This window comes from Flavobacterium sedimenticola, from assembly GCF_030053345.1.
GTDB lineage: Bacteria > Bacteroidota > Bacteroidia > Flavobacteriales > Flavobacteriaceae > Flavobacterium > Flavobacterium sedimenticola.
Map to the genome: position 1 here is coordinate 105,063 of NZ_JASGBP010000009.1, position 16,884 is coordinate 121,946.

The 16,884-nt window shown below is 43.0% G+C and carries 16 protein-coding genes; 5 read left to right on the forward strand and 11 right to left on the reverse strand.

Features of this window, described 5'->3' with window-relative positions; genetic code table 11:
* Positions 1-255: 255 nt before the first annotated feature.
* The 3 genes from QHT84_RS12295 to QHT84_RS12305 form a co-directional block, all read right to left on the reverse strand.
* On the reverse strand, positions 256-1,023 hold the full coding sequence (locus QHT84_RS12295; RefSeq protein WP_283239862.1) for a DUF4382 domain-containing protein: 768 nt from the start codon (positions 1,021-1,023) through the stop codon (positions 256-258).
* Positions 1,024-1,198: 175 nt separating this feature from the next.
* Positions 1,199-1,594: a hypothetical protein gene (locus QHT84_RS12300; RefSeq protein WP_283239863.1), complete on the reverse strand. Its 396-nt coding sequence runs from the start codon at positions 1,592-1,594 to the stop codon at positions 1,199-1,201.
* A 184-nt stretch (positions 1,595-1,778) separates the two neighbouring features.
* Positions 1,779-3,551 carry an AMP-dependent synthetase/ligase gene (locus tag QHT84_RS12305; protein ID WP_283239864.1) on the reverse strand — a complete coding sequence of 591 codons (1,773 nt, stop codon included), beginning with the start codon at positions 3,549-3,551 and terminating at the stop codon, positions 1,779-1,781.
* Between the two features lie 105 nt (positions 3,552-3,656).
* Between QHT84_RS12305 and QHT84_RS12310 the strand changes: the two genes are divergently transcribed.
* The gene (locus QHT84_RS12310) at positions 3,657-5,582 is read left to right on the forward strand and encodes an LTA synthase family protein (protein ID WP_283239865.1); all 1,926 of its coding nucleotides are present in this window, start codon (positions 3,657-3,659) and stop codon (positions 5,580-5,582) included.
* A 184-nt stretch (positions 5,583-5,766) separates the two neighbouring features.
* Here QHT84_RS12310 and QHT84_RS12315 read toward each other — a convergent pair whose 3' ends face one another.
* Together QHT84_RS12315 and pyrE are read right to left on the reverse strand one after the other, a co-directional pair.
* Complete coding sequence (locus QHT84_RS12315) at positions 5,767-6,159, reverse strand: SRPBCC family protein (RefSeq protein ID WP_283239866.1); 393 nt, start codon at positions 6,157-6,159, stop codon at positions 5,767-5,769.
* 77 nt (positions 6,160-6,236) lie between these two features.
* On the reverse strand, positions 6,237-6,878 hold the full coding sequence (gene pyrE, locus QHT84_RS12320) for an orotate phosphoribosyltransferase (protein WP_283239867.1): 642 nt from the start codon (positions 6,876-6,878) through the stop codon (positions 6,237-6,239).
* A 7-nt stretch (positions 6,879-6,885) separates the two neighbouring features.
* Between pyrE and QHT84_RS12325 the strand changes: the two genes are divergently transcribed.
* Positions 6,886-7,491, forward strand: a complete 606-nt coding sequence (locus QHT84_RS12325) for an NUDIX hydrolase (RefSeq protein ID WP_283239868.1) — start codon at positions 6,886-6,888, stop codon at positions 7,489-7,491.
* Between the two features lies 1 nt (position 7,492).
* Here QHT84_RS12325 and coaD read toward each other — a convergent pair whose 3' ends face one another.
* Positions 7,493-7,960 carry a pantetheine-phosphate adenylyltransferase gene (gene coaD / locus QHT84_RS12330; RefSeq protein WP_283239869.1) on the reverse strand — a complete coding sequence of 156 codons (468 nt, stop codon included), beginning with the start codon at positions 7,958-7,960 and terminating at the stop codon, positions 7,493-7,495.
* An 81-nt stretch (positions 7,961-8,041) separates the two neighbouring features.
* A complete protein-coding gene (locus QHT84_RS12335) occupies positions 8,042-9,016 on the reverse strand; it encodes a D-alanine--D-alanine ligase (RefSeq protein ID WP_283239870.1) in 975 nt (324 codons plus the stop codon).
* 269 nt (positions 9,017-9,285) lie between these two features.
* Between QHT84_RS12335 and QHT84_RS12340 the strand changes: the two genes are divergently transcribed.
* Positions 9,286-9,903, forward strand: a complete 618-nt coding sequence (locus tag QHT84_RS12340; protein ID WP_283239871.1) for a PASTA domain-containing protein — start codon at positions 9,286-9,288, stop codon at positions 9,901-9,903.
* Positions 9,896-10,939: an RluA family pseudouridine synthase gene (locus tag QHT84_RS12345; RefSeq protein ID WP_283239872.1), complete on the forward strand. Its 1,044-nt coding sequence runs from the start codon at positions 9,896-9,898 to the stop codon at positions 10,937-10,939. The genes QHT84_RS12340 and QHT84_RS12345 overlap by 8 nt, the downstream gene beginning before the upstream one ends.
* Positions 10,940-10,971: 32 nt before the next feature.
* Here the strand turns inward: QHT84_RS12345 and lgt are convergent, their stop codons facing one another.
* The 4 genes from lgt to folE form a co-directional block, all read right to left on the reverse strand.
* Positions 10,972-11,898, reverse strand: coding sequence for a prolipoprotein diacylglyceryl transferase (gene lgt / locus QHT84_RS12350; protein WP_283239873.1), 927 nt, complete (start codon positions 11,896-11,898; stop codon positions 10,972-10,974).
* 78 nt (positions 11,899-11,976) lie between these two features.
* Positions 11,977-12,219: a membrane protein insertion efficiency factor YidD gene (gene yidD / locus QHT84_RS12355; RefSeq protein WP_283239874.1), complete on the reverse strand. Its 243-nt coding sequence runs from the start codon at positions 12,217-12,219 to the stop codon at positions 11,977-11,979.
* Positions 12,219-13,700 (reverse strand): cysteine--tRNA ligase, encoded by a 1,482-nt coding sequence (gene cysS, locus QHT84_RS12360; protein WP_283239875.1) that lies wholly within the window; start codon positions 13,698-13,700, stop codon positions 12,219-12,221. The genes yidD and cysS overlap by 1 nt, the downstream gene beginning before the upstream one ends.
* A 102-nt stretch (positions 13,701-13,802) precedes the next feature.
* Positions 13,803-14,474, reverse strand: a complete 672-nt coding sequence (folE, locus tag QHT84_RS12365) for a GTP cyclohydrolase I FolE (protein WP_283239876.1) — start codon at positions 14,472-14,474, stop codon at positions 13,803-13,805.
* A gap of 162 nt (positions 14,475-14,636) precedes the next feature.
* Between folE and QHT84_RS12370 the strand changes: the two genes are divergently transcribed.
* Positions 14,637-16,884, forward strand: a 2,248-nt coding sequence (locus tag QHT84_RS12370) for a beta strand repeat-containing protein (protein ID WP_407649246.1), incomplete at its 3' end; no start/stop codon positions are given.

The following is a 16,884-nucleotide window of genomic DNA, read 5'->3' on the forward strand; positions in this document are numbered from 1 at the left end:
CTCCTACGACGAATTCAAAAAAGGGAACTATTTTAACAATTAAGCGGAAGGGCAACAAAAAACCACTCGAGTAGGCGAGTGGTTTTTGTGTTTTGAATGATGAAAAGAGATTGCCGTCGCATCGTTTGAATAAACCAACTTCGCTTATCGGAATGACATTATTTTGAGGACAATATGGTAGCCGATAATGATGCACTAACCCACAAGCAATCTCTTTTCAAAAAATTCAAGAATATTATACTGTACAGTATAATGCTAAAAGGCGATGACGCCTATGCTGGTATTCACACCGGCTTGTACCACCACATCGGTTTGGGTTACCGGAAGCAATGGCAACAGCGGTGTAAGTGTAACGCTGTAACTTCCCGGAGGCAGCCCGGTAATGGTAAAATTACCCTCGGCATCTACATTACTGGTGTAAATCAGTCCGGTGGTGTTTGAAGTAGCACTTACGGTTACCAAGGCACCGGCCGGGGTGATGCTGCCGGTAATGTTTCCGGAGATGGCGGCTACTACGGTACGCAACACCGGTTTTAATTTATAAGTGCCGTTGCCGGTTTGCACCACCGAGGCATTGGCATCAAAGTCAATCAAGATACTGTTGTCGATATCGGCTTGCAGGGTTTGATTCACCAATAATTTAAGCCCCGATTGTTCGGCACTGGGCGTACTCAGCGGGTAGGTAACTCCGTTCGCCACGATGGTGTTGTTGGTCCCCAATATCAAACGAATTTGGTTGACTCTGGAGTCGGTTAAAGTGCTGGTGGCAATAAGGGTATCTACACCGTTGGTAAAATCTAACAAATTATATATCCCGGCATTGGTATTTAACGTTACCGTTTGTCCGTTTCCTCCGGTTACTTCAACCGCCTGAATATCCACATTAACTTCGCTATACGGACCCGGGTCGTCGGTCAATCGCACTTTGTACGAATAATTTCCTGAAGCAGCATTGTCGCTACTGCACGATGGTAGACCAAATAAAAGGATGGCTACCGCTACTGTTAGAATGATTTTTTTCATAGTTAAAGTGTTTTTAGTTTCAATGGATTTATATCACAAATTTCGGTACTACCCCTTTTGTTTTTGTTACATAATAACACGATATGTTTTCAAAATTCACATTTTGGAGTAGGAACTAATGAAAAAGCGCCCGAAATCACTTTCGGACGCTTTCACACTATGAAAATCGAATACTTTACTTCATCTTGCCATTTACCACAGCGATAACGGCTCCCACTACAGAAGCGATAACAATTGATACGACCACATCGGTGGCTAGCATAGACCAGTTAATGGTGGCGTTGTACATGTTGTAAAAGAAGTTATTGCAAAGCGACATAAACAAGGCAATACCGGCTGCTAACTTTACACCCGGAACACATTTGCTGATGCCTTCGCCTTGGTTAAAGATAAACGACAACATAAAACCAAAGCTCATGCAACCTAAAAAGATAAAAACAAGGTTTTCTTCTCCGGCGCCTTCCGGCTTGGGAAAATAATCTTTTAACAGCATTCCGTACAGAAGCCAGCCCATTAAAAAATCAGTGATACCACCCACGATACCTCCAACAATAAAGTTTTTTACATTCATAATTTATAGTTATTGGTTAATAGTATAAAAATACCATTATATTGAGAATGTAATAATTTATTAAGAAATTAATTATCAACTATTTAATAAATGCAATTGTTGATAACATAATTCCTAAAATCAGCGCTGAAAAAGGTATGCGGCCAGGCCGGGTAACGGGGTGAAGAAACGTGTAAAAACACGGTTAACCATAGATTTTTTGATACAGGTCTTTGTATTTTTCCATGACTATTTTACGCTTCAGTTTAAGGGTAGGCGTGAGGTGTCCGCCATCAATAGACCACACCTCAGGGGTGAGTTCAAAGCGTTTGATTTTTTCCCAATTTCCGAATTTGTCATTAATTTTTTCCACCTCTTTTTCGATGCGGGCCACGACCAACGGATTCGAAGCTATTTCGGACGGAGTATCGCCAATTTGGAGGTTTTTTCGCTTTGCCCATTCTTTGATGAAGTCAAAGCTGGGTTGAATAAAAGCACCGGGCATTTTTTCGCCGGCCCCGATTACCATGATTTGTTCGATGAACAACGACTGTTTCATGGCGTTTTCGATGAGCTGCGGCGCAATATACTTGCCGCCTGAGGTTTTGAACATTTCTTTTTTACGGTCGGTAATTTTCAGAAAACCGTCTGCATCCAGTTCGCCAATGTCTCCCGTATGAAAATACCCGTTTTGGATGACTTCATCGGTGAGTTGTTGGTCTTTGTAATAGCCCATCATGACATTAGGGCCTTTGCACAAGATTTCGCCGTCTTCGGCTATTTTGACTTCTACATTTTGAATTACCCGACCCACGGTCCCGATGCGGAACCCGCCGTTTCGTTGATCGTTAACGGCAATCACGGGCGAGGTTTCGGTTAGTCCGTAGCCTTCCATGACCGGCATACCGGCTGCGGCAAATATGCGTATCAGGCGGTGTTGTAAAGCGGCACTCCCCGAGACCATAACGTTAAGGTTGCCGCCCAAACCGTCTCGCCATTTACTGAAAATGAGTTTGCGCGCCAGGTTGAGCTGCCATTCGTACCACCAACCGTTGGCCCCGTAGGGTTCGTAACGCAAGCCCAAATCGATGGCCCAAAAGAACAATTTCTTTTTTATGCCGGTGAGTTCTTCGCCTTTGGCGATGATTTTATCGTATACTTTTTCTAACAAACGCGGTACTACCGAGAACACGGTAGGCTTTACTTCTTTGATGTTGTCGGAGAGTTTTTCGATGGATTCGGCAAAATAGATGGAGACCGAATAGTATTGGTAAATGTATAAAATCACTCTTTCGAAGATGTGGCAGATGGGTAAAAAACTCAAGGCTACACTGGTGGCTTCTTCAAACGGAATACGCGGGGAACTGTCTAGCACATTCGACACAATGTTGTGGTGTGAAAGCATCACACCTTTGGGTTTTCCGGTGGTGCCCGAAGTGTAAATGATAGTCGCCAATTCTTCGGGCTTTACATTGTTTTTTCGGTCTTCCACCACATCCTGATTGCTTTGGTCTTCGCCCAACTCCAATAAACGTTTCCAATTTTTACATCCCTCGATGTCGTTAAAGCTGTATACTTCTTCCAGCAACGGAATTTCATTTTTAACGGCCATGAGCTTTTCATAAACCACCTCGTCTGAAACAAAGCAATACTTCGACTCGGAGTGGTTCAAAATATAGGCGTAATCTTCGGAGGCTATGGTTGGATAAATAGGCACGGTTTGCGCGCCAACCTGTAAAGCCCCGATATCCATAATGTTCCACTCGGTGCGGTTGTTGGAAGAGATAATCGCAATTTTATCGTTTTTCTGAACCTGCAAACGCAACAACGCCCGGGATATCGCATTGGCTTTATCGAGGTATTCCTGCGTAGAGGTTTTTACCCAAACCCCGTTGTATTTGGTTACCAAACAGGCTTCGAGATTGTTTTTGGAAAGTTGGTAATACGGAAAGTCAAAAAGTCGGGTGATAGGCGTCATGAGTCATATTTTTACGCAAATTAAATAATATTAGCATCACATACAATATTAATTTAAAAAGATAGTAGGTAAATATGTAGTTTTGCAACACAGATATTGTTTTTTATGAAAAAATACCCGCGTATTAACGAATACAAGGTTTTAGGAGCCAGAATTTTACTGGCGTATATTTTCTATTTTGTCGCCCGTATCTTATTTTATGTTTACAACCGAAATCTTATCGCCGTAGACGGTTTTTTTGATTTTGTGGCGCTCTGCTATCACGGTTTGGCGTTTGATACCACGACCATTTTGTATACCAACGGGTTGTTTATCCTGTTGTCTGTTTTTCCGCTACTCATCAATACGAAAAAGGCGTATCAGAAAGTCTTGTTTTATGTGTATTTCGCCACCAATCTTTTGGTGTATTCGGCTAATTTTATCGACTTTATTTATTACCGCTACACCTTCAGCCGAAGTACCAGAGCCTCGCTGGATACGTTAGAGCACGAGAGCAACAAAGCGGCTTTGTTTTTTAACTTCCTGCTCAATTACTGGCATGTGTTTTTGTTGTTTTTTGCGCTGGCCTACATTTGGATTTTAGCCTACAAAAGAATAAAAATCACGCCTCATACCGAAAAGCCTTCGCTAAAGTATTTTGCAACCTCTACGGCCAGTCTTTTGCTGATTGTAACGTTGTGCGTGGGCGGAATTCGCGGCGATTTTAAAAAGAGTACCCGTCCCATTAATTTGTTGGATGCGAGTCGGTATGTTAAAAATGCGGGTCAGGCCGATGTGGTTTTGAATACGCCCTTTGCCATCATCCGTACCTGGAATACCAATACCTTTAAAAAGGTCAATTTGGTACCTAAAGCCACCGTAGACCGCTTATTGGTTCCCATTAAGCAATACCGCAACAATCCGCCTACTAAGCCGAATATTGTGATTTTTATTTTAGAAAGTTTTGCCCGGGAGTACAGCGGTGCGTTTAATAAAAACACCACCATTCCCGATTATGAGGGATACACGCCTTTTGTGGATTCACTGGCACAGCACAGTTTGATTTTCACCAATGCGTACGCCAACGGTTGGAAATCGATACACGGCGTGTCTTCGGTGATTGCCGGCATCCCGTCGTTTAAGGATGCGTTTACCTCGTCGCCGTATCCGAAACAAAAAATAGAATCCTTGGTGTCGACCTTAAAAAGCGAAGGCTATGATACCTCCTTTTTTCATGGAGCCCCCAATGGCTCTATGGGATTTTTAGGCTTTGCCAATATATTGGGGTACGACCATTATTACGGGAAAACCGAGTATAATAACGATGCCGACTTTGACGGGGTTTGGGGTATTTGGGACGAACCGTTCTTTCAGTATTTTAACAAAACCCTGACCCAAAAGAAGCCGCCTTTTATGGCGACGATGTTTTCGGTTTCTTCGCACGAACCCTACAAAGTACCCGAAAAGTATGAAGGAAAATTTCCGAAAGGAAAGGTCAATATCAACCAATGTATCGGGTATACCGATTATGCGTTGAAACGTTTTTTTGCGGAGGCCCAAAAGCAGCCTTGGTACGCCAATACCATTTTTGTTTTGGTAGCCGATCATGGCAATACCATCGCCTACGATGAGTATCGCAAAGAGTTTAACAAACATACCGTTCCCATCTTATTTTTCAGTCCGAATCAAAAGTATACCGGGGTGAATGACGAATGGGCGCAACAAATCGATATTTATCCGACCTTATTGGACATGATGGGCTACCAAAAACCTTTCCGAAGTTGGGGCCGAAGTTTGATTAGTGACAAAACGGTGCCACCTTTTGTGGTAAAATACAGTGCCAATGTGTACCAGTTTATGTGCGGTAATTACATTTGTACGTTTGACGGAAAGAAAGCCGTGGGGTTTTATGATAAAAACGACAAGGGTATGACCCGCAATTTGATTGGCCAACGCAATGCCGAAATGGATAAGATTGAGCTGTATTGCAAGGCGTTTATACAAGATTATATGGAACGCGTTATCGATAAACGATTGACGACAGTGAAATAGCGTCTGAATTGTCATTTCGACCAACGGGAGAAATCACATAATTTTTTTATCATTTTTGAATTAGTCATGAGATTTCTCACTACGTTCGAAATGACAAATACATTCAAAATAAAAAAGCGACTGAAAAGTCGCTTTTTTATTATTTGGATTGCCGCCCTCGCGGCAATGACAATGCTCTTGTTTCTTACAACTTAGACATATTCTGCGCTAACGTTTCAATAAATTTGGTAATCGGGCCTTTAATCATCATGGCCATCATAGGGTTGAATTCGCCTTCAAAAATCAAATGCACCGAGGTGGCGTTATCGGCAACCGAATCTAAATGGGCGGTCAGCGTAAAAGGGATTTTATCGCTGGCAGCAGCCAAATTGACTTGGGAATGCGGTACGCCTTCTTTTAATCGCAATTTGATTTCGGGCATGCCTTTTAATCCGAAATTAAAGATATCATCGCCCAACACCTCAAACTTGGCAATGTTTTCGGGCATCAATTTTTCGTAATTTTTTACATCACACAAGGCGTTGTACAGGTACTCGGCAGATTGTGCTACAGTTACTTTCGGGCTTTCTAAATTCATGCTTCAGGTTTTAAGGTTTCGGGTTTAAGGTTTTGGGTTTAAGGTTTTGGGTTGCACGCGTAACCCGGTACTCGCCATTATATATGCCACGTAGAAGGACTCTTGCGCCATTCTTGTAAAGTGGTCAATTCTTTTTCGGTGATGTAGTTTTTGGCTACGGCCAAATGCAATAAATGCTCATAATCGGCCAAAGTGTGTAAGTCGACATTGGCTTTTTTAAAGTTTTCCGTCGACACGTCAAACCCATAGGTAAAAATAGCGACCATTCCTTTCACATGTGCACCGGCGGCTTTTAGGGCGTCAACGGCCAACAAACTGCTGTTGCCGGTACTGATTAAGTCTTCTACCACGACCACGTTTTGTCCTTTTTGCAAAAAGCCTTCCACCTGATTTTGACGTCCGTGTTTTTTGGGTTCGGGACGCACATACACAAACGGCAAGCCCATGTATTCGGCCACTAACATTCCGATACCAATGGCACCCGTGGCCACTCCGGCAATAACGTCGGGTTTCCCGAATTCTTTTTCGATATGCTTGGCAAATTCTTCGCGCACAAAATTTCGTATCGCCGGAAACGACAAGATTAATCGGTTATCGCAATAAATAGGAGAGTGCCAACCCGAAGCCCAGGTAAAAGGATTTTTTGGATTCAATTTAATTGCATTTATTTGTAAAAGCAATTCGGCTGTTTTTTCGGCTGTATCTTTATTAAAAATCATAGTACAAATGTATAAAGTTTTTGTCAACGATAAACCTCTTTTTTTAACCAATGAGGTGGCTAAGGAAACCGATTTTCAGTTGTTTTTGCTGGAAAGTGTTGATATTGAGCAAGTCATCATCAAAATGTTCCAAAATAAAATTCAAAAAGCCTATTTGTACTATCCGGATGAAAAAGCCATTCTGAAAAAGGTAAAAGAAAAAATTCCGGTGTGCAAAGCCGGCGGCGGATTGGTGTATAACAAAAAAGGAGAGGTGCTTTTCATCTTCAGAAACGGAAAATGGGATTTGCCCAAAGGCGGCATTGAAAAAAATGAAGCCATCGAAAATACCGCCTTGCGCGAAGTTGAAGAAGAAACCGGCGTAAACGGCTTGCTGATTACCCAAAAGTTGCAAAAAACCTATCACGTTTTTAAGCGCAGCGGAAAATATAAATTAAAAGTGACCCATTGGTTTGAGATGAGAACCAATTTTGAAGGGGCATTGCATCCGCAGGCCAACGAAGGCATCGAAAAAGTGGCTTGGCTCAACCCCGAACAAATCAAAGAAGCGTTGAAGAATTCGTATGAGAATATCAAATTGCTTTTTGAGGAGGAGAAACTATTGAAAAACTAGCCTATTTTTCTTTCTTTACGACCACGCTCTCGGGTACCAAAACCGTATAATCGCCACCGTTTCGGATGACATCGCGTACGATGCTCGAACTGATATAGGAGGTCTTAGAGGCAGTCAACAGGAATACCGTTTCAATTTGGGACAATTTCCGATTGGTATGGGCAATGGCTTTTTCGAATTCAAAGTCGGCCGGATTGCGCAATCCGCGCAGGATAAAATCGGCTCCTAATTTTCGACACAAATCGATGGTCAGCCCTTCATAGGTAATCACCGTAACTTTAGGTTCGTCTTTAAAGGCATCTTCGATAAAGCGCTGTCGGTCTTCTAAAGAAAACATGTATTTTTTATCGGCATTGATACCAATGGCTACCACCACTTCATCAAAAAGGGAAACGCCTCTTTTAATAATATCGTAGTGGCCCAAAGTGATGGGGTCAAACGAACCGGGAAATACTGCTTTTCTTTTCATGTTTTAGTTTTAACGTTACGCGTTTCGGGTTTAAAGTTAACGTTTTATAACTCGAAACTCGAAACACGGAACTTTTGAACATTATTTTTTTAACGCCAATTCCAAGGCATTAGTAAACAAATCCGTCAGTGAAATCCCGGCTTCCTTGGCTTGTTGCGGAATCAAACTTTCGGTGGTTAAGCCCGGAATGGTATTCATTTCCAACATATGCGGTTCGCCGTTCACAATGATAAATTCGCTTCTCGAAAAGCCCGACATCTTGAGTACTTCATACGCTTTTTTGGCTACAGCCGAAACCTTCTCCGTCATTTCGGGTGAAATTCGGGCCGGCGTAATTTCTTGAGATTTACCTAAATACTTGGCTTCGTAATCAAAGAAATCATTTTCCGAAACGATTTCCGTTATCGGCAACACAGTTACGGTTCCTTTATAATTAATCACCCCAACCGACACTTCGGTACCGTCTAGGAAACTTTCAATGATGATTTCGTTGTCTTCTTTATAAGCATTCACAATGGCGTAGTCGAGTTCGGCAGCCGTTTTTACTTTAGAGATTCCGAAACTCGAACCCGATTTGTTGGGTTTTACAAAACAAGGCAAGCCAACGGTTTTGAGGATGGCCTCTTCATCAATTTCGTCGCCTTGATTTAAATAGTAAGAAGTGGCTGTTTTAATACCATAAGGTTTTAACACCGATAGCAAATCTCTTTTGTTGAAGGTAAGTGCTGCTTGGTAGTAATCGCACGAGCTCTGCGGGATGCCCAACAATTCAAAATACGCTTGCATCAAACCGTCTTCGCCCGGCGTCCCGTGTATGGCGTTAAACACCACATCGAAGTTTATTTTTTCACCATTCACCATCACCGAGAAATCGTTGCGATCGATAGGAAATTCGTTCTCTTGGTCATCCACATACACCCATTTTTCTTTAAAGATGTGAATGCGGTAGCCTTGGTATTTGGTTTTGTCTAAAAACTGATAGACTACATTGCCGCTTTTAAGTGAAATTTGATATTCGCTCGAATATCCGCCCATGATGATGGCTACTTTTTTCATTGGTAGATGGAGTTAGGTTGGTCTCTGATGAAACAAAATTATTATTTTTTATTGAGATACGACTATGTGGTTTCGATTTTTAGACTTCTTAGAAGGTTAGACTTGCCTGCGGCTTTTAGATTGTTAGGTTTCGTGTGCTTTCTAATTCTCTAAAACCGAAGCCTATCTAACAATCTAAAAGCAAAGCGACTCTAAAAGTCTAAAAAGGCGTGTCTAAAAATCTAAGAGCGAAGCGCATCTTTTTTATATCTTTGCTCAAATTAATTTTTATGAGCCTACGACACTATTTAACCAGTCGGGTTTTCTTTGCCCAAATTCTAGCCGCCATGGCTATTTTTACCGCCTTGGCCTATTTGTTCTTCCACTGGATTACCTACACCACGCACCACGGTCAGGAAATTACAGTGCCCGATTTGGCCAAACTCTCTGCCGAGCAAGCCGAGGAAAAATTAGAGGCCTTAGACTTGGATTACATCATTTTAGATACCGTCGATTTCCGACCGGAGTTTCCCAAACTCAGTATAGTAGAGCAGGAGCCCAAAGCCGGTGCTAAGGTAAAAGAAGGCCGTAAGATTTATATCAAAATAAATGCATCCACCTATACCATGGTCGCTGTTCCCGATTTGATTGAGAAGACGTATCGTCAGGCGGTGCCGACGCTTGAAGCCGTGGGATTAAAAGAAGGTACCATTACCTACAAACCGTATTTGGGAAAAGATATGGTGTTGGAGATGCGTATGAACGGAAAAAAAATAAAAGCCGGAGACAAGGTGTTGAAGTCCTCTAAAATCGATTTGGTTTTGGGTGACGGCAAAGTGGTTTTTGACGATACCACCATCGATTCTACCGCAGTTGATTCTACTGATATCGTGATGCCAAATGAATAACAGTAATGAAATCAACGATTTAGAAGAGGAGTTGTTCGAACACCATCGGTTTGTTTCGCCCAAAGGACAATCGCTTTTGCGGGTCGACAAGTTTTTAATGCAACTCATAGAGAATGCCACCCGAAACAAAATCCAACAAGCAGCCGAAAGAGGCAACATTTGGGTAAATGATGTGCCGGTGAAATCCAATTATCGGGTAAAACCGTTTGATGTGGTGCGTGTGATGCTCGAGCATCCGCCGTTTGAAAATCACATCATTCCCGAAGACATTCCGCTCAATATTGTGTATGAAGACGACGCTTTGTTAGTGATTAACAAACCGCCGGGGCTGGTGGTACATCCCGGTCACGGCAATTATACCGGTACTTTGGTGAATGCTTTGGCTTTTCATTTTGATCATTTGCCGATGAATTCCAGTGAGCGTCCCGGTTTGGTGCACCGTATCGATAAAAACACCTCGGGTTTGTTGGTGATTGCCAAAACGGAAGCAGCCATGAGTCATTTGGCCAAACAGTTTGAAGATAAAACCACCGAGCGCGAATACATTGCTTTGGTTTGGGGCAATGTCAAAGAAGACGAAGGCACCATTACCGGCAACATTGCCCGTCATGTAAAAGACCGCATGCAAATGGCGGTTTTCCCCGATGGCGATGTGGGCAAGCATGCCGTAACCCATTATAAAGTCTTGGAACGATTTGGTTATGTGACGTTGGTTTCCTGTAAATTAGAAACCGGCCGAACCCACCAAATTCGCGTGCACATGAAATACATCGGGCATACCTTGTTTAACGATGCGCGGTATGGCGGTGATTTGATTTTAAAAGGCACCACGTTTACCAAATACAAACAGTTCATCGACAATTGTTTTAAAACCTTGCCTCGTCAGGCCCTGCATGCCAAAACCTTGGGTTTTGAGCATCCGGTAACTAAAGCCTACATGCGTTTTGATACCGAACTTCCGGACGATATGAAAGAGTGCATCGAAAAATGGCGCAATTACGCCAAATCGCACAGCGAAGTAAACGATGAAGCATAAAAAAAGTCCTGAACAATCAGGACTTTATATTTTTAGAACTCGTCTTCAATCGGCTTTTCGGCCATGAAGATATAGTAGATGCCGACCAGTATAAACGGAATACTGAGCCACTGACCGGTGGTTAATAATTTCAGACTTTCTTCAATACCACCCTGACTTTCTTTTACATATTCGACCACAAAACGCACCGACCATAGCAGTACTAAGAAGTACCCAAACAACAAGCCTTGTTTCTCGGCGGTCTTAGTCTTCCAATACAAATAGAATAAGATAAAGAAAACAAAGATATAAGCAAAGGCTTCGTACAATTGTGCCGGATGACGATACGGAATTTGGCTGATGATATCCGCATATTTCGGATCGGTTTGCAGCACATGGAAAGCTTCTTTCGCATTCTTAGCGCCGGTAATTTGGAGTAGGTTATGCGATTTCCAGAACTCGTCGTCCTTTACGAATTTCACTGCATAGAAATGATCCCCGGAAGTCACATGACCGTATATTTCCGAATTGAAAAAGTTACCGATACGCACAAACACGGCACCACTGGCCACCGGAATGACTACCCGGTCTAATACCCAAAGCATCGGGCGGCGGATTACTTTTTTGCTGTAAAAATACATGGCTATAATGATGGCAATGGCAGCACCATGACTGGCTAAGCCTCTGAAACCGGTGAATTCAAATTCGGGATCAAACTTAAAAGGCAACAGGATCTCTACAGGGTTGTTTCGGAAATATTCCCATTCGTAAAAAAATACCTGACCAAAACGGGCACCGAGTAGTGTAGCCACTACCGTCCAGATGAATAGCGTATCCAGTTTTTCAATAGGTTCATTTTCACGATCAAAAATGTGTTTCATCAAATACCAACCCAATCCAAATGCAATAACAAACATTAAGCTGTAATAACGCACGGTAAATGAGCCGATATCAATTCCTTCAGAGGGATTCCAAATCATGATTCAAGTAATTTTGGGGTTTAGTGATAGTGTAAAAGTAATGAAATGTTTGGGAAAGAAAAAGAATTAACGTTTTCTTTAGTGCGAGCACTTCTTGTCGGGCACCGGATCGTAACCGCTTTTGCCCCACGGATGACAACGGGCAATGCGCCTGATGCCCAAGTAGCTTCCGTAAAACAAACCGTGCACTTTTAGTGCTTCGATAAAGTAGGTGGAACAGGTGGGTTGAAAACGACAAGTAGCCGGCCACAAGGGTGACAGTACAATTTTGTAAAACCAAATCACCAGGAGCAGCGGCGCTATTGCAATTTTTTTAAGCATTAGTTGATGCTGAAAGTCGTTCCGTCTTTTCCGTCTTTTAATTGAATCCCTAAGGCAGCCAACTGGTCCCGGATTTGATCCGACAACGCAAAGTTTTTGTTGGCCCGGGCTTCCAATCGCATTTCAATTAACAAGGCAATCACGCCCTCTAACTTTTCGGAGTTATTGGCTTCGGCTTTCTCGTTTTTAATACCTAATACATCAAACGTAAAGGTGTGGAGTGTATCCGAAAGCAATTGCAGGTCTTCGGCAGTCAATGTTTCTTTTTGGTCGTTGACCAAATTTACAAAACGAATGCCTTCAAACAGATTTGCTATTAAGATAGGCGTATTGAAGTCGTCGTTCATGGCGTCGTAACATTGGTTGCGCCATTGACTGATATTTAAAGAGGACGTACTCGATGCTTGCAAGCCTTTTAATACTTCCAAACCATCCATCAATCGGTTGAAGCCTTTTTCGGCCGCTACGATACCGTCGTTGGTAAAATCGAGGATGCTTCGGTAATGCGCCTGCATCATAAAAAAGCGCGCCACATTAGGCGAGAAGGCTTTGCTTAAAAACGGACTGCCGCCATTGTAGATTTCGTTCGGTAAAATATTATTGCCGGTCGATTTCGACATTTTTTTGCCGTTCAATGTCAGCATGTTGGCATGCATCCAATAGTTCACCGGACTGTGGCCCGTGCAGGCTTCGTTTTGTGCAATTTCACACTCGTGATGCGGGAACTTCAAGTCCATACCGCCACCGTGAATGTCAAAGGTTTCGCCTAAATATTTGGTACTCATGGCAGTACATTCCAAATGCCACCCCGGGAAACCCACGCCCCAAGGCGATGGCCATCGCATAATGTGCTCCGGTTCGGCTTTCTTCCACAAGGCAAAATCCTGCGGATTTCTCTTGTCGGTTTGTCCTTCGGTATCACGCGTATTGGCCATCATTTCTTCAATGTTGCGTCCGCTTAACTTGCCGTAATGGTGGTTTTCGTTAAACTTCACCACATCAAAATACACCGAGCCGTTGCTTTCATACGCAAACCCTTTGGCCATAATTTGTTGTACAATTTCAATTTGCTCTATAATATGTCCGGTTGCGGTAGGTTCAATACTCGGCGGTAAAAAATTAAAATGACTCAAAACCTCATGAAAATCCACCGTATAGCGTTGTACAATTTCCATAGGTTCTAACTGCTCCACACGCGCTTTTTTGGCAATCTTATCTTCACCGTCATCCACATCATCTACAATGTGCCCTACATCGGTAATGTTGCGTACATAACGCACTTTATACCCCAAATGCAACAAATAGCGAAAAATCATATCAAACGACATAAAGGTTCGCACATTGCCTAAATGCACGTTGCTGTACACCGTAGGACCACATACATACATGCCGACATTGCCTTCGTGTACCGGTTTAAACAGTTCTTTCTCTCCCGAAAGAGAGTTGTATATTTTGAGGGATTGATTCTTATACAGTTGCATAATTTGTAGCTGTTTCCCGCTTTCCGCTGTATCTTTTTTGTTTTGTCATGCTGAGCCTGACGAAGCACAAAACAAAAAAGGATGCCGCTGCCATCGGGGCTATTAAAAATTGGTTTCTAATCGAATGTAATCTAAAAATTCGCGCTTGGTTTTTTCGTCTTTAAAACGGCCGCCGAATTCCGAAGTCACTGTGCTGCTTTCGATGTCGCGTATGCCTCTCGAATTCACACACAAATGTTTGGCATCAATAATACAAGCCACATCTTCGGTACCCAATACTTTTTGCAGTTCTTGTACAATTTGCATGGTCAAACGCTCCTGCACTTGCGGTCTTTTGGCAAAATAATCTACAATACGGTTCATTTTAGACAAACCCACTACAGTGCCGTTGGAAATGTAAGCCACATGACATCGGCCCACAATTGGCAATAAATGGTGTTCACAAGTAGAGTATAAGGTGATGTTTTTTTCCACCAACATCTCTCCGTATTTGTAGTTGTTTTTAAAGGTAGAAGAACTGGGTTTTTTATTTGGATTTAACCCACCGAAAATTTCTTTGACAAACATCTTGGCCACTCGGTTCGGCGTGCCTTTCAAACTGTCATCGGTTAAGTCCATTCCCAAAGTGGTCAAAATATGTTCTACGTCTTTTTTTATGAGTTCTATTTTTTGATCGTCCGGCAATTCGAAGGCATCATGACGCACCGGATTTTGGGCGCTGGTAGCCACGTGATTTTCACCTAATTCATCATTTGTCATGTCTGTTTTTGTCATCAAATTCGGTATTAATTTGGGTTTTTAAAGTAAAGCCACAAAGATAAATAATTATAATTAATCTCTGCTCAATAGTGTTAATATTTGAAAATATTTCATTTTTAACGTCATTATTTCTTAAAATTATGTAAATTTCAACCCTCAAAAAAATTGTTGTCAGTAATGAAAAAAATTTACTTCTATCTACTGTTAGTTAATTTGTTGTGTATTGGAAAAGCCTTTTCACAAGGAGCAGACTGTTCTTCCTCAGAAGCTTTTTGTGCCGGAGGCTCCGGATTAACCTTCCAGAATTCAACCAATGTACCCAATCTCGGTACAATCGGATGTTTAGCTACCTCGCCCAATGCCGGTTGGTTTTACTTGCAAATCGGGATAGCCGGAAACATCAATTTAACGATACAGCAGACCTCTAATGGCGGCGGCGGCATCGATGTGGATTATGCAGCTTGGGGTCCGTATGCCAACTTAACCAATGCCTGTGTGGCCATTAACAACGGTAACGGAGTGGCTCCCGGGGTAGTACCCGGACAACCGGCTACACAAACTACCGGATGTAGTTATTCCACAGCAGCCATTGAAACCTTAAACATTCCGAATGCTCAGGTAGGACAAATTTATGTGGTATTAATCACCAATTTCTCCAATCAGGCCGGAACGATTTCGTTAACCCAAACCAATGCCGGAGCACCGGGTGCCGGAGCTACCGATTGTAATATTATTTGTCCGCTTTCGCTTGATGATCAGGTAATTTGTGTAGGCGGACAAGCCATTCTAACGGCTACGATTGCCGGGGCAACGACCTACCAATGGTCAGGGCCGAGCGGTCCGATTCCCGGAAACACCCAATCAATCACAGTAACACAACCGGGCACTTATACGGTTGTCGTAAACAAACCGGGTTGTGTGGCCAACGCCACGGCCAGTGCCACGGTTTCGTACTATGCACCGCCACCGATTAATCCACCGGCGAATCTGACCCAATGTGCCAATTTGCCTACCTACAATTTGAATAACGCTATTGCGAATTTATTTACGGGTACCTCTTTGAATCCGAGTGATTTTGAAGTTTTCTTTCACACTACCTCTAACGGTGCGGCGAATGTTGATAATTCCATTCCGAATCCAAGTGCCTATCCGGCACCGACCGGCGGGGTAGGAGCGTGCTCCACCATTTATATTTCGGTAACCGACAATGGACCGACTTCCAGTGGTTGTATCTCTGTTTTCTCGTTTACCATATGTAATATCTCTTGTCAGGTTACTGCCGATCCACCGCCAAACTTAACGTTGTGTGAAAGTAGTTTTGGCAGTGGTACCGCCAACTTTAACTTTGCGCCGCAAACGCCGATTGTTTTGGGCACAAACTCGGCAGCCGATTATACCGTTACCTACCACTTATCACAAAATGATGCGGACAACGATGCCAATGCCATCAGTCCGATTACCTCGGTACCGGGAACAAACGGACAAACCATTTACGTTAGATTGGAAGAGAATGCGAATCCGTTAACGTATGATACCACGTCATTTCAACTAATCGTTAATCCATTGCCAACGGCTACCATTTCAGGAACTACCACAATTTGTTCGGGTACCAATACGGTAATCACTTTTAACGGTACGCCGAATGCCACCGTTACCTATACGGTAGATGGCGGTCCAAATCAACCTATAGTTTTAGATGGTACCGGAACCAATTCAGTTACGACTCCTAATTTAACTGCGAATTCAACATATACCTTAGTGAGTGTTTTAAACAACACGACCAACTGTACCAGAACTTTAACAGGTTCGGCAACAGTTACCGTAAGTGCATTACCAACCGCAACCATTTCAGGAACCACTACCGTTTGTTTAAATGCTGCGAGTCCGTCTATTACATTTACCGGAGCGGGCGGAACGGCACCGTATACGTTTACGTATACCATCAACAATGTGGCGCAACCTCCGGTAACTACAACAGCTGGTAATAGTGTTAGTGTGAGTGTGCCAACGAACACAGCCGGTAATTTTGCTTACAGTTTGGTAAGTGTTCAGAGTTCGGGAACGCCTTCTTGTTCTCAAAACCAAACCGGTACTGCTACTGTAACGGTTAACAGTTTACCTACTGCTTCCATTTCAGGAACCACTTCAGCATGTCTTAATTCGGCAAGTCCGCAAGTTGTTTTAACCGGAGCGGGCGGGACTGCACCATACACCTTTGTGTATGCCATCAACACCGTAACCCAGCCGGCGGTACAATCCAGTGGTACGACATATATTATTAATGTACCTACAGACACTGCCGGAACATTTACCTATAGTTTGGTTAGTGTTCAAGAGGGTAGTGTTAATGCCTGCGGCCAAGCTCAAACGGGTTCCGCTACCGTGACTGTTAACACGGCACCTGTCATCAGTACACCTACGGATT

What these genes read in the sequence shown, in the direction of transcription:
- QHT84_RS12310 (WP_283239865.1), top strand. Translation starts at nt 3,657, where the DNA reads ATGAAAAAATACCCGCGTATTAACGAATACAAGGTTTTAGGAGCCAGA.
- yidD (WP_283239874.1), bottom strand. Translation starts at nt 12,219, where the DNA reads ATGCTTAAAAAAATTGCAATAGCGCCGCTGCTCCTGGTGATTTGGTTT.
- folE (WP_283239876.1), bottom strand. Translation starts at nt 14,474, where the DNA reads ATGACAAAAACAGACATGACAAATGATGAATTAGGTGAAAATCACGTG.
- QHT84_RS12300 (WP_283239863.1), bottom strand. Translation starts at nt 1,594, where the DNA reads ATGAATGTAAAAAACTTTATTGTTGGAGGTATCGTGGGTGGTATCACT.
- QHT84_RS12305 (WP_283239864.1), bottom strand. Translation starts at nt 3,551, where the DNA reads ATGACGCCTATCACCCGACTTTTTGACTTTCCGTATTACCAACTTTCC.
- coaD (WP_283239869.1), bottom strand. Translation starts at nt 7,960, where the DNA reads ATGAAAAGAAAAGCAGTATTTCCCGGTTCGTTTGACCCCATCACTTTG.
- QHT84_RS12315 (WP_283239866.1), bottom strand. Translation starts at nt 6,159, where the DNA reads ATGAATTTAGAAAGCCCGAAAGTAACTGTAGCACAATCTGCCGAGTAC.
- QHT84_RS12340 (WP_283239871.1), top strand. Translation starts at nt 9,286, where the DNA reads ATGAGCCTACGACACTATTTAACCAGTCGGGTTTTCTTTGCCCAAATT.
- QHT84_RS12335 (WP_283239870.1), bottom strand. Translation starts at nt 9,016, where the DNA reads ATGAAAAAAGTAGCCATCATCATGGGCGGATATTCGAGCGAATATCAA.
- QHT84_RS12295 (WP_283239862.1), bottom strand. Translation starts at nt 1,023, where the DNA reads ATGAAAAAAATCATTCTAACAGTAGCGGTAGCCATCCTTTTATTTGGT.
- lgt (WP_283239873.1), bottom strand. Translation starts at nt 11,898, where the DNA reads ATGATTTGGAATCCCTCTGAAGGAATTGATATCGGCTCATTTACCGTG.
- cysS (WP_283239875.1), bottom strand. Translation starts at nt 13,700, where the DNA reads ATGCAACTGTATAAGAATCAATCCCTCAAAATATACAACTCTCTTTCG.
- QHT84_RS12345 (WP_283239872.1), top strand. Translation starts at nt 9,896, where the DNA reads ATGAATAACAGTAATGAAATCAACGATTTAGAAGAGGAGTTGTTCGAA.
- pyrE (WP_283239867.1), bottom strand. Translation starts at nt 6,878, where the DNA reads ATGATTTTTAATAAAGATACAGCCGAAAAAACAGCCGAATTGCTTTTA.
- QHT84_RS12325 (WP_283239868.1), top strand. Translation starts at nt 6,886, where the DNA reads ATGTATAAAGTTTTTGTCAACGATAAACCTCTTTTTTTAACCAATGAG.